At 64.7% G+C, this 19,844-nt stretch carries 18 protein-coding genes; 5 read left to right on the top strand and 13 right to left on the bottom strand.

Annotated elements, in window-relative coordinates; all coding sequences use genetic code 11:
* Positions 1–35 precede the first annotated feature (35 nt).
* From XI05_RS15220 to XI05_RS15175, 10 genes are all read right to left on the bottom strand, one after another.
* The gene (locus XI05_RS15220; protein ID WP_172783882.1) at positions 36–860 is read right to left on the bottom strand and encodes a carbohydrate ABC transporter permease; all 825 of its coding nucleotides are present in this window, start codon (positions 858–860) and stop codon (positions 36–38) included.
* Positions 857–1,795, bottom strand: coding sequence for a carbohydrate ABC transporter permease (locus XI05_RS15215; RefSeq protein WP_197963593.1), 939 nt, complete (start codon positions 1,793–1,795; stop codon positions 857–859). Before XI05_RS15215 ends, XI05_RS15220 begins: the two co-directional genes overlap by 4 nt.
* Positions 1,792–3,141, bottom strand: coding sequence for an ABC transporter substrate-binding protein (locus XI05_RS15210; RefSeq protein WP_271502885.1), 1,350 nt, complete (start codon positions 3,139–3,141; stop codon positions 1,792–1,794). Before XI05_RS15210 ends, XI05_RS15215 begins: the two co-directional genes overlap by 4 nt.
* 56 nt (positions 3,142–3,197) lie before the next feature.
* The gene (soxA, locus tag XI05_RS15205) at positions 3,198–3,977 is read right to left on the bottom strand and encodes a sulfur oxidation c-type cytochrome SoxA (protein ID WP_271502882.1); all 780 of its coding nucleotides are present in this window, start codon (positions 3,975–3,977) and stop codon (positions 3,198–3,200) included.
* Positions 3,974–4,291 (bottom strand): thiosulfate oxidation carrier complex protein SoxZ, encoded by a 318-nt coding sequence (gene soxZ / locus XI05_RS15200; RefSeq protein ID WP_271502879.1) that lies wholly within the window; start codon positions 4,289–4,291, stop codon positions 3,974–3,976. Before soxZ ends, soxA begins: the two co-directional genes overlap by 4 nt.
* Positions 4,291–4,758, bottom strand: coding sequence for a SoxY-related AACIE arm protein (locus XI05_RS15195; protein ID WP_271502876.1), 468 nt, complete (start codon positions 4,756–4,758; stop codon positions 4,291–4,293). Before XI05_RS15195 ends, soxZ begins: the two co-directional genes overlap by 1 nt.
* A gap of 4 nt (positions 4,759–4,762) precedes the next feature.
* Entirely contained in the window at positions 4,763–5,179 is a 417-nt protein-coding gene (soxX, locus tag XI05_RS15190) for a sulfur oxidation c-type cytochrome SoxX (protein WP_271502873.1), read from the bottom strand.
* A gap of 219 nt (positions 5,180–5,398) precedes the next feature.
* Complete coding sequence (locus XI05_RS15185; RefSeq protein ID WP_271502872.1) at positions 5,399–6,682, bottom strand: NAD(P)/FAD-dependent oxidoreductase; 1,284 nt, start codon at positions 6,680–6,682, stop codon at positions 5,399–5,401.
* 47 nt (positions 6,683–6,729) lie between these two features.
* Positions 6,730–8,916: a xanthine dehydrogenase family protein molybdopterin-binding subunit gene (locus XI05_RS15180; protein WP_271502869.1), complete on the bottom strand. Its 2,187-nt coding sequence runs from the start codon at positions 8,914–8,916 to the stop codon at positions 6,730–6,732.
* 12 nt (positions 8,917–8,928) lie between these two features.
* On the bottom strand, positions 8,929–9,378 hold the full coding sequence (locus XI05_RS15175) for a (2Fe-2S)-binding protein (RefSeq protein WP_271502865.1): 450 nt from the start codon (positions 9,376–9,378) through the stop codon (positions 8,929–8,931).
* 340 nt (positions 9,379–9,718) lie between these two features.
* On the opposite strand from XI05_RS15175, the gene XI05_RS15170 reads away from it, so the two are divergent.
* Positions 9,719–11,323: a B12-binding domain-containing radical SAM protein gene (locus XI05_RS15170; protein WP_271502862.1), complete on the top strand. Its 1,605-nt coding sequence runs from the start codon at positions 9,719–9,721 to the stop codon at positions 11,321–11,323.
* 5 nt (positions 11,324–11,328) lie between these two features.
* Here XI05_RS15170 and XI05_RS15165 read toward each other — a convergent pair whose 3' ends face one another.
* The gene (locus tag XI05_RS15165) at positions 11,329–12,717 is read right to left on the bottom strand and encodes an MFS transporter (protein WP_271502859.1); all 1,389 of its coding nucleotides are present in this window, start codon (positions 12,715–12,717) and stop codon (positions 11,329–11,331) included.
* Positions 12,718–13,149: 432 nt separating this feature from the next.
* Between XI05_RS15165 and cax the strand changes: the two genes are divergently transcribed.
* Positions 13,150–14,250: a calcium/proton exchanger gene (gene cax, locus XI05_RS15160; protein ID WP_271502856.1), complete on the top strand. Its 1,101-nt coding sequence runs from the start codon at positions 13,150–13,152 to the stop codon at positions 14,248–14,250.
* 84 nt (positions 14,251–14,334) lie between these two features.
* On the opposite strand, the gene XI05_RS15155 is transcribed toward cax, so the two are convergent.
* On the bottom strand, positions 14,335–14,553 hold the full coding sequence (locus tag XI05_RS15155) for a hypothetical protein (protein ID WP_271502853.1): 219 nt from the start codon (positions 14,551–14,553) through the stop codon (positions 14,335–14,337).
* A 49-nt stretch (positions 14,554–14,602) separates the two neighbouring features.
* On the opposite strand from XI05_RS15155, the gene XI05_RS15150 reads away from it, so the two are divergent.
* Positions 14,603–15,604, top strand: a complete 1,002-nt coding sequence (locus XI05_RS15150; RefSeq protein ID WP_271502850.1) for an ABC transporter substrate-binding protein — start codon at positions 14,603–14,605, stop codon at positions 15,602–15,604.
* Positions 15,605–15,738: 134 nt separating this feature from the next.
* On the opposite strand, the gene XI05_RS15145 is transcribed toward XI05_RS15150, so the two are convergent.
* Positions 15,739–16,782 carry a medium chain dehydrogenase/reductase family protein gene (locus tag XI05_RS15145; protein WP_271502847.1) on the bottom strand — a complete coding sequence of 348 codons (1,044 nt, stop codon included), beginning with the start codon at positions 16,780–16,782 and terminating at the stop codon, positions 15,739–15,741.
* A 68-nt stretch (positions 16,783–16,850) separates the two neighbouring features.
* Here XI05_RS15145 and XI05_RS15140 point away from each other — a divergent pair, with 68 nt between their 5' ends.
* Both XI05_RS15140 and XI05_RS15135 read left to right on the top strand, forming a co-directional pair.
* A complete protein-coding gene (locus tag XI05_RS15140; protein WP_271502843.1) occupies positions 16,851–17,261 on the top strand; it encodes a hypothetical protein in 411 nt (136 codons plus the stop codon).
* Between the two features lie 933 nt (positions 17,262–18,194).
* On the top strand, positions 18,195–19,823 hold the full coding sequence (locus XI05_RS15135; RefSeq protein ID WP_271502841.1) for a hypothetical protein: 1,629 nt from the start codon (positions 18,195–18,197) through the stop codon (positions 19,821–19,823).
* Positions 19,824–19,844 lie beyond the last annotated feature (21 nt).

Raw genomic sequence — 19,844 nt, 5'->3', positions numbered from 1 at the left:
CCGGGCGACGAGGAGGCGTCCGGCCGCTTCTTATGTCACCCGCCCTTCACCGCTCCCGCAGTCAGCCCGGCCACGATCTGCCGCTGCGCCAGCACCGTCAGCAGCAGCACCGGGAAGGTGACGATCAGCGCGGCGGCGGCCAGCGGTCCCCAGCTCAGCTGGTCGAACGAGATCATGTTGTAGACCGCAACCGGCAGCGTGCGGGTCTCGCGTCCCGCCAGCACGATGCCGAACACAAAATTGTTCCAGGAGAAGATCACGGCGAGAATGAAGGCGACGGCGATACCGGGCTTCGCGATCGGCAGCGCGACGTGGCGGAAGACCTGCCAGCGGCCGGCACCATCGATCAGGGCGGCTTCCTCCAGCTCCATCGGCGTCGTCTCGAAATAGCCGATCATGATCCAGATCACGATCGGCACGGTGACGACGAGATGGATGATGATCTGCGGCACCAGCGTGCCGAGCAGGCCGAGCCACTGGAACAGCAGGAACAGCGGGATCAAATAGGACAGGCCTGGCGTGATGCGGGCGATCAGGATCACGATCGCGGATTTATGCGCAGCCATCCGTGCGATGCCGTAGCCGGCGGGGACGCCGACCAGCAGCGCCAGCGCGGTCGAGCTGCCGGTGACGATCAGGCTGTTGATGAAATAGGTCAGGAAGCGGTTGGAGGCGAGCACGTCAGCATAGTTCTTCCAGGCGATGCGATCCGGAAAGAACACCGGTGGGTAGGCCGCATTGTCGACCTCGAACTTGAGTGACAGCGAGAGCATCCAGAGGAAGAACAGGATTGCCGGCGAGACGATGACGAGCACGGACAGCCACAGGCCGATCTTGCCGATGATCTGACGGGGTGTCATGCGCCGCTCGCGATCTCGGTCCACAGCATGCGCTGGCGGGCGTAGAGCATCACCGCCGCGAGCAGGACGATCAGCAGGAAGAACACGACCGCGATGGCCGAGCCGTAGCCGAGGTCGTAATAGGTGAAGGCGACGCTGTAGAGATAGATGTTAATCGTCTCCGATGCCGAGCCCGGCCCGCCTTGCGTGATCGCGAAGATGATGTCGAAGCTCTTGACCGCGTCAATCATGCGGATCATGCCGGCGATGAACAGGAACGGCATGATCAGCGGCAGCGTGATGAAGCGGAACACCTGCCAGAAGCTGGCGCCGTCGATCTGCGCGCTCTCATAGGGCTCGGTCGGGATCGCGGCGAGGCCGCCGAGCACGATCAGCATCACCAGCGGCGTCCACTGCCAGGTCTCGACCAGCACCAACGAGGGAATCACGGTCGCGGGATGAAAGACCCAGAGCTGCGCGGGGATTCCGACCAGCGACAGCAGGTAGTTGAGCACGCCGAGCTGCGGGTGGAACATCATGGTCCAGACCAGTGCGATCGCCACCGGCGTTGCCATCATCGGCATGATGAAGACGCCGCGCAGAAATCCGCGGCCGGCGAAGTTCTGGTGAAACACCACGGCAGAGAGTGTGCCGAGGATCAGCGGCAGCACCACCGACAGCACGGTGTAGACCAGCGTGTGGCCGACCGCCTCGAGAAAGCGGGGATCACTGGTAAGCCGCAGATAGTTGGAGAACCCGACGAAGGTGGTGGGCGAGCCGACCTTCCATTCGTTCAGGCTCATCCAGATCGTGAAGACCCACGGGAAGATGATGATGGCGAGCACGACGACCAGCGCCGGCACCACGAACGGCCAGTAGGATGGCGGCCGCAGCTCCTTCTCCGGCGCGGCCTCGGTCGAAGCCGCGGCCGGAGTCGATTGTGTCAACGCACTCACGCCTTTTCGCTACGCTCCAGGATCGGCCGATATTGTTCGTGCGCCTTCTTCAACTCGGTCGCGGGATCGGCGCCTGACAGTGTCGAGGTGAGCGCCGCGCCGACGAGATCGCGGAATTCGGCGACCGGAATCACGACGGGCAGGCCGAGCTTGCTGATCTTGGCGGAATCGATCACCGATTGCAGCCACTCCTTGGGCATCTTCACGCCGCTCTGGATCTCGGGATCGTTCAGGATCGAGTTGCGGAACGGCACGCCGCCGCCGGCCTGCAGCAGCCGCGCGCCCTGCTTTTTCGAGACCACCCATTGGCAAAGCAGATAGGCGGCTTCCTTGTTCTTGCTGGCCGCAGCAATGCCGATGCCGTCGCCATAGGTGGCCGAATATTGCCCCTTCGGTCCGGCCGGCACGACCGTGTAGCCGACCTTGCCGACCACGCGCGAGGCGGCGGGATCCTCCAGGGGCGGCGCCCAGCCGACGCCGTCGATCCACATTGCGGAGCGGCCTTGGGTGAAGGAAGCCATCGACTCCATCCAGTTGAAGCCGGCGACGCCGGGCGGGGCGACCTTGGTCAGCAGCGTCTGATAGAGCTTCGTCGCCGCGATCGCTTCGGGGCCATCGGTCTGGATATTGCCCTTGGCGTCCAGGAACTCGCCGCCATAGTTGAGGAAGAAATTGGTCCACAACGTCATGTTGGCGTTGCGCAGGCCGCGCCCGACGAAGCCGTAGGTGCCGTCCTTGGCGTCGGTGAGCTTTTCGGCGGCCGCGACCATCTCGTCGAACGTCTTCGGGATCGCGACGCCCTTCTTCTCGAACAGCTCCTTGTTGTAGTAGAGGATGAAATAATCGACCGACCAGGGCAGCGACAGCATCTGGCCCTTGTCGTTCTTGGCGTATTGCAGGCCTGCGGCCGAGAAATCGCTTTCGACGAGATCCGGCGCGGTCAGCGTCGGGTCCTTCATGAACGGCGTCATGTCGGCGAGCCAGCCGCCTTTCTCGAACTGCCGCTTCTGCACGTGATAGCTGAGATGCACCACGTCGAAGCTCGGCCGTCCCGAGGTGAGCTCGATCACGACCTTCTGGCGCTGTTGTTGCTCGGGGATCTGCTCGGACTCGACCTGGATGCCGGTGAGCTCGGTGAACTCCTTGATGTTCTTTTGCAGGTTGTCGCCGCGCGGACCCTTGGCGAGGATCACCTCCAGCTTGGTCCCGGCGTATTTCTTCCAGTTGACCTCGGCGCGAGCGGGCAGTCCGGTCAGGCTGAGCGCACCGGCCGCGGCGGTGCCCTTGAGGAGCGTGCGGCGCGAGATGTTGTGGTTGGCCAATTTAGGTCCCTCCCTCTGATTCATTTTCTTTGGGAGGGATACTAGCGGCCGTACCACGCCTGCCTAGTCCTAATCTGCCATCAGGGACGTACGGCCGGCGTTTCCATCGGCAGGCCGCGCGCCCGCGACATCAGGTAAAGTTCGAGCGCGACCAGCTCGGGTGAGCCGTAATCATAGGCCTGGGCGCGGACCCCGCTCATGCAGCTGCGCAACCGGCGCTCGATCGACCCCAGCGTCTGCCACTCCAGGCGGTAGAGCGGATAGCCGGTCGGCTGCGCTTGCGTGATCGGGGCGCCGGCGAGGCGCTTGTCGAAATTGTCGTCATGGCAATTGGTGCAGGCGAGGTTGAGCTGGCCTTCGCGCTGCATGAAGAGGTCGCGGCCCTGGTCGACGAATGGCTTGAGCTGCGGATCGTCGCCTGCGGTGATCGGAATGCCGCGTGACTGGTGGCCGACGAAGGCGGACAATGCGAGCAGGTCGCGGCTTTCGTAGGGCAGCGGCGTCGCCTGCTGGTGATTGGCGCGGCAGAGATTGATCCGCTGATCGAGCGTGATTGGGCGCCCCAGCGCCTTGTCGAAGGCGGGGTAGCGCGCCGCGACGCCCTTCATGCTGCTGCGCGCATCGCCATGACAGTCCGCGCAGGCCTTGTCGGCGGTGCCGATCGTCTTCTTCCACAGTTGCTCGCCGTCGAGCACGAACAGCATGCCGGGATTGGCGGTGTCGTCATCCTGCATCGCGCGCGTATCCGGACCCATGAACGAATAGCCGGAGCGGCGCGCATCGGGCGGGATCTCTCCGGCGAGCAGGCCGGGGCCCGTGACGAGCAACATCGCCGCCGCTATCGCGCGCCAGGAGCTCATTCGACCGTGATCGACGCCGATGCAATGGACGAATAGCCATTGTCGCCGATCCATTCGAACTCGAACTTGCCGCTCTCCTTTGCGATCGTGAAGAACGACAAATATGGGTTCGCCGCGATCGCCGGAAACAGATCGGCACGAAAGATCTCGGCGCCGTTGTAGCGGCAGACGAAGCTCGTGATGATGTCGCGCGGCACGAGCCTGCCGTCCGCGGTGTGGCGGAAGCCCGTTTCCATGATGTGCGAAGTCAGCGTGCGAATCTCGATGATCTCTCCGCGTTTGGCTTTCGAGGGAACGTTGATGAGAGCGGACATCAGTTCAGCTCCTCGGTGCATGCCGCCAGCGTCACGACGATTTCGGCAGCAACCTGCCAGAACGTGTCGTCTGACAGGCGCGCGATCGCGACGACCTTCTGGGTGTCGGCGAGCCGGATCCGGGTCGAGACCTGGGCTCGGCCGGAAGATGGGCCAAAATAGAAGTTGCCGATGTTCGGCTGCGGGTTCTTTTCGTTGAAGACGTGGATGCTCTTGACGTAGTCGTCCGCCGTCATCGGGCTCGTCACGCCGACCGTCATCGGCACCGTGTTGCCGTTCTCGACCAGCGGCGGAATGTCGAGCTTGACCCGGCCGCTGCGAAGCTGTGCTTCGCCGACGACGTTGCGGATCGCGGTGTTGAGCATCGCCGGCGTCGCTTGAAGCGGGCGCAGCGTTACGATTGGAATCGTCCCGGCGATTGTCGCGCCTCCGGCGAGGTTCAAGAATCGTCGTCGCGTGGTTGGCATGAAACTAGTCCCGAAGCGTTGCAAGAAGAGCCACGATGTCTTCGATCTCCGCAGCCGACAAGATTGGCTTCCCGGCAAAATTGCGTCCGACCCGAACGAGGCCGTCGTTACGATAATAGGACGGCATGATGGTCTCCGGATTGAAGCGCGAGGCATCGACCAGTCGAAGCCGCAACTGGCTCACGGACCACCGGTTCCCGGCACCGCCGAGATCAGGCGCGAGGTCGCCCTGGAACCGCGTCTCCGGGAATGGGCCGGAATGGCAGAGGATGCAGGTCGTCGTGCGTGCGAGCACCAGCGCGCGCCCGCGCGCAGCATCGCCGGGTGAGCCTGTGAGCGATTGCGGAATGCCGTCGCCGACGATTGTGTAGGGCACGAGCTCTTCGGCTTGGGTCGGCAAGGCGAGGGCGAGGCTTGCCACGATGAGTGCCGCAATCGCAGCTATCGGATGCAATAACTGACATCGCCGCGCACTCCGCTTGCCTCTCCCGCTTGCGGGAGAGGCCGCCGCGAAGCGGCGGGTGAGGGTTCTCTCCTCTTGGGGGTTCTCGCAAGCGGAGGCACCCTGTCCCCAACCCTCCCCCGCAGGCGGGGGAGGGGGCGCACCGGATTCATGGCGGCTTGCTCGTTCCATCACTGCCTAGCCAAAGGTGTCCGCCGTGATCGTTTCAAACCAGCGCTCCGCTTCCGTGGCCTCGCGGGCGCGCAATTCGCGCGGTGCATCGACAGGGCTGGTGGTGCCGCCCTCGACCTCGGCAAAGATGTCGCCGCGCGGCTGGTAGTGGCCGGCGAGCGAGAAGCCGTAGCCGGGCGCGACGATGTTGTAACAGACGCCGGTCAGGCGGGGCGTGTCCGGCGCGCGGCCGGCGAGGAGATTCACGATCGCGCTAGCGCAAACCTTGCCTTGCGCGCTCGCAGCGGACGCCGATTTGGGAATGCCGCCGCCGAGGCAGGCATCGCCAACGACGTGGACGTTCGGAACGAGTTTTGACTCGAACGTGACGGGATCGATCGGGCACCAGCCGGTCGCGTCCGCAACGCCTGCGACGCCGGCGATGCGCCCCGCGCGCTGCGGCGGGATGACGTTGGCGACATCAGGGGTGTAGTTGCCGAACTCGGTGACGATGGTTCGCGTCGTCGGATCGACCGAGGTGACGCGGCCGCCTTGCGACAGGGCGACACGCTCGATCATGTCGCCATAGAGCTCCTTCCACGCCTTCTCGAACAGCCGCTGCTGCGAGAACGTGTCCTTGGCGTCGAGGATCAGGACTTTCGAGCGCGGCTTTCGCGACGTCAGGTAATGCGCGATCAGGCTCGCGCGCTCGTAAGGCGCTGGCGGGCACCGGGAAGGATTGGCCGGGATTGCAATGGCGACCGTGCCGCCGTCCGCCATCGCTTCCAATTGCCGGCGCAGCAAAAGCGTTTGCGCGCCGGCTTTCCAGGCGTGCGGCATCGTCTCCGACGCGGCGTCGTCGTAGCCGGGCAGGGCTTCGAGATGGAAGTCGATGCCGGGCGAGAGCACGAGGCGATCGTAAGGCAGCGCGACGCCGTCGGTCGTCATCACGCTGCGCCGGTCCGGCTCGATCGCGGTTACGGCCTGGCCGATCACAGTGACGCCCTCGGCGGCGAGCTTGTCGTAGCCGAACTGCTGCGCGTCGATGTCGCGCAGGCCCGCAATCACCTCGTTGCTGAAGGGACAGGCGGTGTAGACCGCGTTGGGTTCGATCAGGATGACCTGCAAATCTCCCTGCGCATGCTTCAGCGCGCGGGCGCAAGCCGCGCCGCCGAAACCGCCGCCGACCACGACGACACGTCCCTTGGATTGCGCGCGCGAAATCGATGGCCGCGACAGTGTTGCGGCCGCCATGGTGATGCCGAACACGGCATTCCGCCGTGTCACCGGGCGCGTGGTCATCAGGGGCATTCGAAAAGGGCCGCGGCGGCAATCTCTCGCCGCCGCGGCATGTTGCTTCACGCGAAGGTGATGTTCTGGTCGCGCAGCGGCACCTGGCGGATGCGCTTGCCGGTCGCGGCAAAGTACGCATTCAGCACCGCCGGGGCCGCGACGCCGATGGTCGGCTCGCCGACGCCGCCCCAGAATCCGCCGCTCGGCACCATCACCGTCTCCACCTTCGGCATCTCGTTGATGCGCATCGAATTGTAGGTGTCGAAGTTGGTCTGCTCGATCTTGCCGTCCTTCACCGTGCAGCCGCCGTAGAACAGCGCGGAGAGGCCATAGACGAAGGAGCCGGCGACCTGTCGCTCCACCTGCGCCGGATTGACGACGTAGCCGGGGTCGGTGGAGGCGACGATGCGATGCACCTTGATCTTGCTGCCGTCGGTCACCGAGATCTCGGCGGCGCCGGCGACATAGCTGCCGTAGCCCATCACCTGCGCGATGCCGCGATAGACGCCTTGCGGCGCCGGCGTGGTCCAGCCGATCTTCTCGGCAACCGCGTTGAGCACCGCGAGGTGCTTGGGGTGGTTGCCCATCAGCTTGCGGCGGAATTCGAGCGGGTCCTGGCCTGCGGCCTGGGCGAGCTCGTCCATGAAGCATTCCATGTAGATCGCGTTGTGATTGACGTTGACGCCGCGCCAGAAGCCAGGCGGGACGTGCGGGTTGCGCATCGCATGCTCGACCAGAAGGTTCGGCACCGAATAGCCGATCGCAGCTTCGCCGGATTGGGCGACGCCCTGGAATGCCGCGGGATCCATCCCGTTCTGCAACGCTTCGGGGCGGAGCGAGAACAGGATCGATTGCCCGGACAGGCGGTAGTGCAGGGCGATCAAATTGTTGTTGGCATCGAACGCGCCGGTCATCTTGCACTGGGTGATGGGGTGATACCTGCCGTGCGCCATGTCCTCTTCGCGCGACCACAGCAGCTTGATCGGCGTGCCCGGCATCTGCTTGGCGATCATGACCGCCTGGCGGACATAGTCGGTCTGGCCGCGACGGCCGAAGCCGCCGCCCGGCATCACCTTGTGCACGTCGCACTTCTCCGCCGGAAGCCCGGACGCTTCCAGCACCGCCGCGAAAGCCGCCTCGCCGTTCTGCGTGCCGCACCAGACCTCGCATTTGTCCGCGGTGTAGAGCGCGGTGGCGTTCATCGGCTCCATGGTGGCGTGGTTCTGGTAGGGATAGGCGTAGACAGCCTCGACCTTCTTGGCGGCACCGGCAATCGCAGCCTTGGCGTCGCCGTTCTTGTTGCCGACATAGGCCGGCTGCGAATTGTCCAGGCCCTCGGCCAGCCATTTCGCGATCGACTCGCTGGAAACCTTTGCGTTGTCGCCTTCGTCCCAGACGATCGGCAGCGCCTCGAGCGCGGTCTTGGCGTGCCACCAGGTGTCGGCGACGACGGCGACCGCGGTGTCGCCGACCTTGACGACCTTCTTGACGCCTTTCATGCCGGCGATCTTGGCTTCGTCGAAGCTCTTCAGCTTGCCGCCGAACACGGGGCAATCCTTGATCGCGGCGTTCAGCATGCCCGGCAGCTTGACGTCGATGCCGTAGACCATCGCGCCGGTGGTCTTGTCGGCGGTGTCGAGCCGATTGACGCCCTTGCCGATCAGCTTCCAGTCTTTCGGATCCTTCAGCTTGACGTCCGCCGGCGGCGTCAGTTTCGCCGCAGCCTCGGCGACCTTGCCGTAGGTCGTGGTCCGGCCCGACGGCGTATGGGTGATGACACTGTTCTCGGCCTTGCATTCGGAGGCCGGCACTTTCCAGGCGTCGGCTGCGGCCTGGATCAGCATCACGCGCGCGGTGGCGCCGCCCTTGCGGACATAGTCTTGCGAGGAGCGGATGCCGCGGCTGCCGCCGGTGGAGAAATCACCCCACACGCGCTTGCGGGCGACGCTCTGGCCCGGCGTCGGATATTCGGTGGTGACCTTGGTCCAGTCGCATTCGAGCTCCTCGGCCACCAGCTGGGCGAGGCCGGTCAGCGAGCCCTGGCCCATCTCCGAGCGGGCGATGCGAACCACCACGGTGTCGTCCGGCCTGACCACGACCCAGGCGCCGATCTCGGGCGAGCCGTCGGCCGCGCGGACCACGGCGGGGCCGCCGAAGGGGAGGTCGAGGCCGATGGCGAGGCCGGCACCGACCGCGGCCGTGCCAATGACGAAGGCGCGGCGGTTGAGCCGCGGGGAGATATGCTTGTTCATGTGGGGATTTCCTTACGCGCTCGCGATCGTGTGGATCGCCTCGCGGACCTGCTGGAAGGTGCCGCAGCGGCAGATATTGGTGATGGCCTCGTCGATGTCGGCGTCGGTCGGCTTCGGCTTCTCGTTCAAGAGCGCGGCCACCGCCATGATCATGCCGCTCTGGCAATAGCCGCATTGCGGCACGTCCTGGGCGATCCAGGCCTCCTGCACCTTGTGCAGCGCATTGCCCGAGGCGAGCCCCTCGATCGTGGTGATCTTCTTGCCCTCGGCCTCGCTGACCGAGATCCCGCAGGAGCGCATCGCGACGCCATCGAGGTGAACCGTGCAGGCGCCGCATTGTGCAATGCCGCAACCATATTTAGTGCCGGTCAGGCCGGCATTCTCGCGGATCGCCCAGAGCAGCGGCGTATCCGGCTCGACGTCGAGCGTGAAGGTTTTTCCGTTGATTGTTAGGTCTGCCATCGCAAGTCCCCTGATTGGCCCAATCCACCGATTGAACTCAGGGGCGCAATGTGTCGGGCAAACTGGAACGGTTCAAATCAACAGTCCGAGGGGTGGCCGGGACGCATGGCCGTGCCGCTCTGGCGTATGGACCGGGACGCCGTTTTGCCTCATCCCTTCGCAATCGATTCGGGTTGACGCCTTATTCCGAGGGCGTCAATCCGTGGCTTGAGGCGACGTCCGGCTATGAAGGCCGGTTCCAGGGCCCTGCGCGGCTTGCGCAGCGGCGACAGTTTGTCTCTTTTGCCGGGGTGCAAGTCGCGGGCGCTTTGGTACACTGCGCCGACGCAAAAGGAGTTCCATGAACGTGCCGAGTCCCTGCAACGTACTGATGCTCTACCCGCTGTTCTCGGCAGAGTCCTTCTGGACCTTCGGCGAATCCTGCAAAGTGCTGGGTGTCAAGCGCCCGGCCGCCCCCCTGGGCCTGATCACCGTTGCCGCGATGCTGCCCGAGAGCTGGACGGTCCGGCTGATCGATTGCAACACGGCGCCCTTCGGCGAGGAGGATCTCGCCTGGGCCGACGTCGTGTTCACTGGCGGTATGTTACCCCAGCAGGCCGACACATTGCGCCTGATCGAGCTCTGCCGCGCCGCGGGCAAGCCGGTCGTGGTCGGCGGACCAGATCCGACCTCGAGCCCCCACATCTACGAGCGGGCCGATTTCCGAGTGCTCGGCGAGGCCGAGAGCGTCATCGACGATTTCATCGCGGCCTGGGAGAGCGGCGCGCGGTCCGGCGTCTTCACCGCACCGAAGTTCCAGGCCGACGTCACCAAGACGCCGGTGCCGCGTTTCGACCTGCTCAAGTTCGAGGACTATCTCTATCTCGGGGTGCAATATTCGCGCGGCTGTCCCTTCACCTGCGAGTTCTGCGACATCATCGAGCTCTACGGGCGCGTGCCGCGGACCAAGACGATCGAGCAGATGTTCGTCGAGCTCGAGACGATCTACAAGATGGGCTATCGCGGCCATCTGGATTTCGTCGACGACAATTTCATCGGCAACAAGAAGTCGCTGCGGCAATTCCTGCCGAAGCTCGCCGAATGGCAACGCACGCACGGCTATCCGTTCGAATTCTCCACGGAAGCCTCGGTCAACCTCGCCGACGATCCGGAGCTCCTGGAGCTGATGGGTGCGGCCAATTTCTTCGGCATCTTCGTCGGCATCGAAAGTCCGGACCCCGAGACGCTGGTCGCGATGCGCAAGAAGCAGAACACGCGGCGCAACATCGCCGAGAGCATCCACAAGATCTACGCCGCCGGCATGCTCGTCACCGCGGGCTTCATCGTCGGCTTCGACAACGAGAAGGTCTCGATGGCGGAGTCAATGATCGAGTTCATCGAGGAGGCGGCTATCCCCGTGGCCATGGTCGGCCTGCTCTATGCCTTGCCGAACACGCAGCTCACGCGCCGGCTGGAGCGCGAAGGCCGGCTGCATTCGGGCCACGACGTGGCGCCGACCATCGGCGCCGATCAGTGCACGGCCGGCATCAACTTCGATCCGGTCCGCCCGTTGCGCGACATCCTGACGGACTACAAGCGGGTGCTGGAGCATGTCTACAGCCCGGCCGCCTACGCAGCACGCGTCGATCGCCTGATGACGCTGCTCGACCGGTCCAGGCAGCGTTCCGAGCTTGCCGAAGGCGATATCCGCTCCAAGCTCGGCGCCATGGAGACCGTGCACAAGGTGGTGTCCGCCCTTCCCGAGGCGCGGGCGCCGCTCTGGCAGACCTTCATGAACTGCGCCAAGCGCGACACGTCGTCGGCGCGCATCGCCGTGCAGATGATCGCGGCCTATGCACATCTCGGGCCGTACTCGCGCAAGGTCATCGCGGCCATCGACGAGCGCCTGGCCGCGCTGGACAACGAGACCGTCGCTCCGGTGGCCGTCGGCGTGACGGCGGCCTGACCGGCTTACTTCACCGCGAGCCGCAGGAAGCTCATCACGCTGCCGAGCGCGGCAAAGCCCGCGCCGAGCGCCAGCGCCAGTGTCGCGCCGTCATGACCTGCGAGCGCGAAGCAGGCGGCGGCGAGCGCCGCGCCGGTCGTCTGCCCCGTCAGGCGCGCGGTCGCGACTATGCCGGAGGCGCTGCCGCTGCGGTGCGGCGGCGCGCTTGCCATCACCGCCTTCATGTTCGGCGCCTGGAAGAAGCCGAACCCCATGCCGCAGATCACCATTCGCCAAATGATGTCAGGGATCGCGGGATTGGCCGGCAGTGTCGCCAGCAGCGCCATGCCGAGACCGAGCAGCACGAGACCGATGCCGCCGAGCAGGCCGACGGCATGGCGGTCGGAGAGACGGCCTGCGATCGGCGCCATGATGCCGACCACCAGCGGCCACGGCGTCATGAAGAAGCCGGTCTCGACCTGCGAGCGGCCGAGCACGTCCTCGAAATAGAACGGCAGCGAGACGAAGGCGAGGCCCTGGACTGCGAAGGAGCACACGGCCGTTGCCGCCGACAGGGCGAACATCGGCCTGGCGAACAGGTCAATCGGCAGCATCGGCGCGGGATGATCGGCATGGCGGCGGGTCAGGATCACGCCAAGCACGAGGGCGGTGACCAACTCGATGCCGACAACGATTGGCGACAGATTGTGCGCGGCGCTGCCGACGCCGGTGATGAACAGGCCGAGGCAGGCGGTGGCCAGGATCGCGCCGAGCAAGTCGAAGCCGTGATCGGCGCGCGGGGTCTTCGGCAGCATCGCAAAGCCGATGCCAATGGCGACGAGGCCGAACGGGATGTTGACGGCGAACAGCCACGGCCACGGTCCGAGCGCCAGGATGGCGGAGGCGATCGAGGGCCCGAAGGTGAAGGCGGTCGCGACCACGAGCGCGTTGTGACCGAAACCCCGGCCGAGCATGCGGCCGGGATAGACGAAGCGCACCAGCGCTGTGTTGACGCTCATGATGCCGCTCGCTCCCAGGCCTTGCAGGGTGCGCGCCACCAGGAGGCTGTCGAGCGACCATGCCGCCGCGCAGAACAGCGAGGCGATGGTGAACAGGATCAGGCCGCCGAGATAGATGCGCTGGTGCCCGACGATCTCGCCGAGCGCCCCCAGCGGCAGCAGCGTCGCCACCAGCGCGATCTGGTAGACGTTGACCACCCACACCGACTGCTCCGGCGTGACGTGCAGCTCGGCGGCGATGGCGGGCAGGGCGATGTTGGCGATCGCGGTGTCGAGCGAGGCCATCGCCAGCGCAGTGAAGATCGCGGCGACCGCCCAGCGCCGCTGCGCGGCGGGCAGGCCGTCGGCGATGGGGTGATCGGGCTCGCGCGCGGCGGCGGGTAACGTGATCGTCATTTTCGTTGGCGCGCTGCTCCGGCGGCGTAGCCATGGTGGGATGTTCGGCATGTACTACGGAGGCGCCGGCTTCCACAGGCGCAAGCTTGCATGCTGTGTATGCGCGAAGGTCAGGCGATGCGGCTCGCGCTGCGTGCGCAGGGCGAGGCCCCAACAAAAAAGTCGAAAAACAACCCCATGCACAGTAGGAGGCCCTTTGATCGACAAGGCATTTTCCCGCCGTGTCGCAAACGGCGGTCGCAGCCCCGATCAAGTTGACCCGTCGGGCAAAACACTGGCAAGATGCCAACGTGCCAGCGATCGGGCCGGGAGCAGGCCGCATTCGCATCCTGCGCGCGCCGTCTCCACCACGCCGACGTTGAGACAGATCAAGACTCCGCCTGCGCGGCCGCCCGACCTTTCCATCGGCGCATCGATGGAAGGGCGGCCCACATGCAGACCCTGCTCAGGGAAATCCGGAATACCCCTTTGCTCTGGATGCTGGCCTTCGTGCCTATGGTGCTGGTGGCCGAGGCGGTGGTGCCGCATTCCCACACGCTGCTGTTCGTGCTGTCGGTGCTGGCCATCGTGCCGCTGGCAGCGCTGCTCAGCCACGCCACAGAGGCGGTGGCCGCGAAGACCGGCGATGCCGTGGGCGGATTGCTCAATGCAACGCTCGGCAATCTGACCGAGCTGATCATCGCCATCGCGGCGCTGCGCGCAGGCCAGTACATGCTGGTGAAGGCCTCGATCGCGGGAGCGATCGTCACCAACGCGGTGTTCATGCTGGGGGCCTGCCTGCTGCTCGGCGGCCTGCGCTATCATGTGCAGGAATATAACCGCGCCGGGGCGCGGCTTTCGTCCGGCCTGTTGCTGATGGCGACCGTTGCCCTGCTTGCGCCTTCGGCGGTCGCCGATCTCGACCACCTGCCGCAGGGCGGGGGCATCCTCAACAAGCTCAGCCTCGGCATTTCGGTCCTGCTCATCCTCGTTTACGGGCTCGGCCTGTTGTTCTCGCTTCGAACGCACAAGGAATTGTTCGCCAGCGCCGATCACGGCGACGACAAGGAGGCGCACTGGCCGATCGGAATAGCCGTCGGCACGCTGCTGGTCGTCACCGTGCTGGTCGCGCTGGTCAGCGAGATCTTCGTGGAATCGGTGCAGAAGGCGGCGGAAACCTTCGGAATGAGCCCGGCCTTCGTCGGCTTCATCGTCGTCTCGCTGGTCGGCGCCGCCGCCGAATTTGCGGTGGCCTTCGCCGCGGCGCGCAAGAACCGGCTCGACATGGCCGTCAGCATTGCGCTCGGCAGCGCTTCTCAGATCGCGCTGTTCGTCGCACCCGCGCTGGTGCTGCTCAGCTACGTCGTGGGGCCGAAGCCGATGGACCTGCAGTTCTGGCCTGGCGCCGTCACCATGGTGATGATCGCGACAGTGACGTCGGCCTTCATCACGGCCAGCGGGCGCTCAGCCTGGTTCGTCGGCGCCCTGATGATCTTCATCTATGCGGTGTTCGCGCTGACGCTGTACGTCGTCCCGCCGGCGGGCCAGGGATGAGGAGGGCTTTCCCGTCACCGGTTGAATTGGTTGGCCGGAGAATGGCGGCACTTGGCGAGCCATTCTCCGAAGAAGCGAATGCGGTTAATAGGCCCAGTAGCTGCCGGTCGGCGGGCAATATTCGCCGCCGTAACCATAATATGACGCGGCTGGGTAGCCGTAGCCGGGATAGCCGCCATAGCAGCCATTGTAGTCACCGCCATAGCTTCCATAGTAGGCGCCGAAGCGCAGCTTCTTCGGCTCGGCAATCGTGTTGGGCACCGGACCCGAAGCGTGCTTTCCCCGGCCCGATTGCACTTCCATGGCGTCGCCCTTTGTCTGTACGATGCTTCGTGCTTTGGCTGAGGGCCCCATGAAACGGCGCCAGTTCATCACTGTCATCGGGGGTGTGGCTGCCACGTGGCCGTTCGCAGCTCATGCTCAGCAATCGAGCAGGCTTCGCCAGATTGGTATGCTTTCGCTCGGCCGTGGCGACAAATCAGACGCAAGTCTGAAGACGCTCGATGCGTTTGTCCCGGCGTTGCGCGAGCTCGGCTATGCCGAAGGAAAGGATGTCGCATTTCACCGCAGATTCGCCGACGGCGATGCCGACAAGCTCAGCGAGCTCGCGCAGGAATTCGTGGCGCAACGGGTCGACGCAATTGTTGCTTTGGCCACCCCGGCTGTCCGCGCCGCCAGGAAAGCGACTTCCACCATTCCCATTGTCGGCATCGGCATGGCCGATCCCGTCGAGGACGAGCTCGCTTCCAGCCTGGCGCGGCCGGGCGGCAATGTTACCGGGACGACATTTCTTGGCCCGGAGCTGTTGTCCAAACGGCTTCAATTGCTCAAGGTGATCGTTCCCGGTCTTTCGCGCGTCGTCGTGCTGTGGCACCCCCGGGCATACGGTGAGCGCACGATGAAGGGGATGCTGAACGAAATCGAGAGTGCCGCGCAATCTCTCGGAGCCAAGCTTCAGCTTGTGCCGGCGGACGGTCCTGCCGATCTCGAAGGCGCGTTCGCGGAGCTGGCCAAGGCGCAAGCCGACGGCCTCGTCCTGTTTCCCAGCCCGATGCTGTACAGCCAGTACGCGCGGATTGTGCCATTTGCCGAGAAGAACCGCCTGCCGGCGATCTACGCCGCCAGAGAGGCAGTGGATCTGGGGGGCCTGGTTTCCTACGGCGTCAACCTGCCTGACTTGTCGCGTGCCACCGCCAGCTACCTGGCCAGAATTCTCAAAGGCGCAAAGCCGGCCGAATTGCCGATACAGCGGCCGACCAAGTTCGAGCTGGTCATAAATCTTGCAACGGCCAGGACGCTTGGCTTGTCGATTGGTCGAGACTTTCTCCTGGTCGCCGACGAGGTGATCGAATGAGCAGCCCACCAGCCTTCCTGCACCGAAGCAGGTTCGCATGCGGGCGCGGCTTCGATGTCGCGGGCCTTACACCGGTGATCTGATGCCAGGGCGCGTCATAAGCCGGAAGGCGGGTGCCGTGCCGGCGCGCCGTGTCAGACGGCGCGCTGGCTTCGTCGCGAGGAGAGATCCGGGCAAAGCACGAGCTTGCCTTCGAGACCGCCAGCCTCGAGGCGACGGTGAGCATCGGCGACCTGCTCGAAGGAGATCCGCTCGGCGATGCGCGGCCGAATGGCACCACTTGCCAGCAGCCCGAACAGTTGCTCCAGGTCCTCCTTGAACCAGCTGGGATGTCGCGCCCGCATGGCATTGACCGAGTAGAAGCGGGCTCGCTTGCCGCCGGGCAACAATCTCCACAGGTACAGGCGCGCGATCTCCATCACGATAGGGAGCATTCGACGCTGTGCCTGCACACTCGCCGAAAAGCCGATGGCACAGAGCAGGCCGCCGGGCTTGAGCGCCGCGTATGAGCGGCGATAACCGTCTTCGCCGACGCCGTCGACAATGACGTCGAATCCGCCCGGCAGAATCCGCGTGAAGTCCTCATGCTGGTAGTCGATCGGCGCTGCCCCCAGGTTTCGGACGAGCGCCATGTGCTCGCCGCGTACGGTGCCCCACAACTCGAGACCGGCCAGTCTCCCAAGGACGAGCAGAGCCTGGCCGACCGCGCCGGCGGCCCCATGAACGAGCACACGTTGGCCTCGCTGCACCTTGGCCGCGCGGTGTAGAAGCTGGTAGGCGGTCGTCCAGCTCAAGATCAGAGCGGCCGCTTCAGCGGCGTCCACGCCCAAGGGCACGCGGGTCAGGCCGTTGGCCCGAAGCGTGCGATACTCGGCGTTTGATCCGACCACCGTCATGTCGGCCACGCGGTCGCCGATCTGAAAGTCGCGCACGCTTTCGCCGAGCTGATCGATTGCTCCCACTACGTCGTAGCCCATCACGAACGGCGGCCGGAAGCGCATCGTTTGCGGGTATAGGTGGCGCCTGATCAGCACCTCGGTGTAGTTGAGGCTCGACGCGAGCACGCGAACGCGCACGTCGCCCCGGCCAGCGTTCGGCAGGGGAGCATCGACAACCTCCAGTGTCTCGGGATCACCGAAGCGGCTGACCTGAACAACTCGATTGCGCTGCTCCATCATGGCAATCTCCACGCAATGCAGCAATTCAGCGCAAGGGAGGCAGACTGCAGTCGAGCTTGAACAGTGGATTGATCCAGATCAAGCTTGAGCGTGCACTGCTTGAAATTCTCCTCGGGCCAAATGACCAAACCGGGTTGTCTGGCCATCATTCATCATTGGAGGGGAATATGCCTGCAGTCATTATGCAGTTCGTTTCGCATCCGAGACCCGGTAGCGATCTTGCGACGGTCCTACAGCTGGCAAAAGAGGGCGCGACACTCTGGAGGAAACACGGGGCCGATGTCAGCTATTGGTCGGTGATCGGTGGCGAGATCGGGAACTACGCCTTCGTGGCCCGCTTTGATAGTGTCGAAGCCTATGGTCGCACCTTGGCGTCATTGGGCGCCGATCCGGCTTTCGTTGAATTTCAAGCCAAGCGGCTGAAGGCAGGGCAATCGGATTGGGTGCGCTCCAACGTTGCCGTTCAGGTTGATCTTTGAGGGAGCGCCTTTCGCTCGCGCCTGCGAGACCGCCTTCGGGCGGTCTCTTGCTGCGCAACCGATGTCACTGCTGGCCCGGCGCCGAAGTCGCGGACCGCTTGTTGAAGTCCCGGCCAACGCCGCGAAAGCCGCCGGCCACGCCCAGAGCCACCGCCCGCAACGCTCTTGCGTTGTGGTCTGATCGCCACCGCCCGCGGGCTTAGTCTGTCGACTCGCTCCTACTGCCTAGATCGGCGCCGCGTCGCCGAGGTACCAATGGTCTTTGGACGTCTGCGGATTCGTCTTTCCTGAGCTTTTTCCAAGCGGGTGCGAAGGTTCTGAAGCTCTGCCAGTTGAGAGCTGAGAGACGAAACACGTTGACGCAAAATCGCAATACGGTCGCACTGACCACGAGTACTCATGACGCGCCCCAAAACTGTGACTGTTACGAAATGACCGACCTGGGCGACAAAACAGAATGGCTCAAACCCTTAGTCTTAATGACCATCGCACGGGTTCATTCACAAGGTGCGAAGTGGGTCGACACGCGCGGGAGGTGGCGAACGCGGTCGGACAGGCCAAAGGCCAAACCGCCGTTGGACCGGTGATTTCGGGCGACCGTCCCAAGTCGATTCCGAACTCGTTTGCGGTAAACCGCTGCTAGAGCACGAGCCCCAGCGCCAACCAGGTTGCAACGGACAAACAGACGCCAATCCCCAAATACGGCAATGCAATGCGCATGGTCACTCCTCGATGCCGAGACGCGACGAGAACATGGTCAGATACGCAGATTCGGGGCGCCAGCCCTATATTCCATGCGATGTATGAGCCGTGTAACGGCATCCGACGAGCATATTTAATTTGACTCTTGAATATTATCGAAATTATATGTAATTCAGTTAATTATCATATTTAATTTGGACGTGTCGCCGCGCCGCAAGAGAGGCGTAATGCATGCGCCGATCAATCGATAATGCACCCAGGGATCGAGAAAACACCCGGATAGAAGATGCGGCGGGGGAGCTCGGTCACGGGTCGCTCGAGACAGGCAGATGGGTAGGAAAGGACGGCTCGCTGATCTCCTCTTCACCGACCCATTGGTGTGGTGAGACCCAGGATGTCGATCCGGAGGAGGCAACATCGGGCAGTTCGCTCGTTGCGGCTGTCGTTCTGGTCCCCCTCATCTTCATTGGGGTGACCCTGCTCGGTGCTTTCGACCCGTTCAAGGCACAAACGACTCTCGAAATGACACGCATTGACGGCGGGAGCGCCGCCGGCCTCGACCAGCGGCCGGACATCGGGGCCGGATCGCTAGCGCTCCTTCAGAGCGAAACGTCCGAGCCCCTGATGCAGGCGGTCTCGGCAAGCACGGCGGGACATCGACAACGGCTCGACGCCGACGCTCCGCGCAGTGACGCGCTCTCCGGTGAGCTGGCCGGCGCGCGCAGGGAGCTTGACGTGGCGGTCCAGCGCACGCACGCGGCGGAAATTGCCGCGGAGGAGCTGCGGCAGTCTCTTCAACAGGAGCAGGCCCGCGGCGCCGCCTTCGCGGACGAACTTGCCGGAACCCGCCGCGAAATCGAGGCTCGTATCGCGCAGGCGCGCGACGCGGACGAGGCGGCCACGCGGCAAAGGGATGCGGCGGCGTGGGAGATCGCTGAACTGCGGCAGTCTCTGCAGCAGGAGCGGGAAAAGAGCGCCGTCCAGGCGAAGCGAGTGAGCGCCGCGCAGGCGCTAGCGGCAAGCGCCGAGCAAGAACGCTACGAGGCGCAGTCACGCGCCGCGGCGCTCGCGAGCGAGCTTGCCGGCCTGTCTCGCGGATCGGCCACGGCCGACAATGCGGCGGCGGAGCAAAGCGAAGCGGCGGGACGCGAGATCGCGGAATTGCGGCAGTCCCTGCAGCAGGAGCGCGACAAGAACGCAGCCCTGGCACAACAGGAAGACGCGGCACGGTCGGCGACGGCGAACGCCGAGCAACAACGCCGTGCCCTCGAAGACGCCCAGGCTCACGCTGCCGCGCTGGAGGGCAAACTTGCGCAAACGCGCGCCGACATCGAAATCCTGAACGGGCATCTGCGCGAGGCGAACGATGCAGCCTCGCAGCAGAGACAGGCGGCGAACCGGGAGATCGCCGAACTGCGGCAGTCGCTGCAGCAGGAGCGGAGCAGGACTGAAGCCAGGGAGAGAGGCCTCGCCTCGGTATCGCGCCTCGCCGATGAGCGCGCCCCGGGTGCGCAAAGAAACGACGGTCCGATTCCATCGACGGCGCAGAACGTGACCGCAGCGGAGCCGCCGACGAGTCCGGGTCAGGACGAGGTGGAGGCCCGATTGATCCCGCGTGCCAGAGCGTTGCTCGATCAGGGCAATATCGGTGCAGCGCGGATTGTCCTCGAGCTGGCTGCCGAGAAGAACATCGCGCAGGCGACCTTCATGCTCGCGGAGACATATGATCCGGCGGTTCTGGCCGCCTGGGGGGCCTATGGAACGCGCGGCGAGGCGGCCAAGGCGCGAGAGCTCTACGCGAAGGCACAGAGGAGCGGCATCCGCGGAGCCAAGGAACGACTGGATGCATTGCATCACTGAGCGCGGGCTTTGCATTCATGC

The organism is Bradyrhizobium sp. CCBAU 11357, assembly GCF_028128865.1.
Classification (GTDB): domain Bacteria; phylum Pseudomonadota; class Alphaproteobacteria; order Rhizobiales; family Xanthobacteraceae; genus Bradyrhizobium.
This window is presented reverse-complemented; position numbering and strand designations above follow the sequence as displayed.

Excerpts from the sequence above, each read along its gene's own strand:
- XI05_RS15220 (WP_172783882.1), bottom strand. The coding sequence starts at position 860 with ATGACACCCCGTCAGATCATCGGCAAGATCGGCCTGTGGCTGTCCGTG.
- XI05_RS15195 (WP_271502876.1), bottom strand. The coding sequence starts at position 4,758 with ATGCCAACCACGCGACGACGATTCTTGAACCTCGCCGGAGGCGCGACA.
- XI05_RS15155 (WP_271502853.1), bottom strand. The coding sequence starts at position 14,553 with ATGGAAGTGCAATCGGGCCGGGGAAAGCACGCTTCGGGTCCGGTGCCC.
- XI05_RS15165 (WP_271502859.1), bottom strand. The coding sequence starts at position 12,717 with ATGACGATCACGTTACCCGCCGCCGCGCGCGAGCCCGATCACCCCATC.
- soxA (WP_271502882.1), bottom strand. The coding sequence starts at position 3,977 with ATGAGCTCCTGGCGCGCGATAGCGGCGGCGATGTTGCTCGTCACGGGC.
- XI05_RS15170 (WP_271502862.1), top strand. The coding sequence starts at position 9,719 with ATGAACGTGCCGAGTCCCTGCAACGTACTGATGCTCTACCCGCTGTTC.
- XI05_RS15145 (WP_271502847.1), bottom strand. The coding sequence starts at position 16,782 with ATGATGGAGCAGCGCAATCGAGTTGTTCAGGTCAGCCGCTTCGGTGAT.
- XI05_RS15210 (WP_271502885.1), bottom strand. The coding sequence starts at position 3,141 with ATGAATCAGAGGGAGGGACCTAAATTGGCCAACCACAACATCTCGCGC.
- XI05_RS15150 (WP_271502850.1), top strand. The coding sequence starts at position 14,603 with ATGAAACGGCGCCAGTTCATCACTGTCATCGGGGGTGTGGCTGCCACG.
- XI05_RS15135 (WP_271502841.1), top strand. The coding sequence starts at position 18,195 with ATGCGCCGATCAATCGATAATGCACCCAGGGATCGAGAAAACACCCGG.
- cax (WP_271502856.1), top strand. The coding sequence starts at position 13,150 with ATGCAGACCCTGCTCAGGGAAATCCGGAATACCCCTTTGCTCTGGATG.
- soxZ (WP_271502879.1), bottom strand. The coding sequence starts at position 4,291 with ATGTCCGCTCTCATCAACGTTCCCTCGAAAGCCAAACGCGGAGAGATC.
- XI05_RS15180 (WP_271502869.1), bottom strand. The coding sequence starts at position 8,916 with ATGAACAAGCATATCTCCCCGCGGCTCAACCGCCGCGCCTTCGTCATT.
- XI05_RS15185 (WP_271502872.1), bottom strand. The coding sequence starts at position 6,682 with ATGCCCCTGATGACCACGCGCCCGGTGACACGGCGGAATGCCGTGTTC.
- XI05_RS15175 (WP_271502865.1), bottom strand. The coding sequence starts at position 9,378 with ATGGCAGACCTAACAATCAACGGAAAAACCTTCACGCTCGACGTCGAG.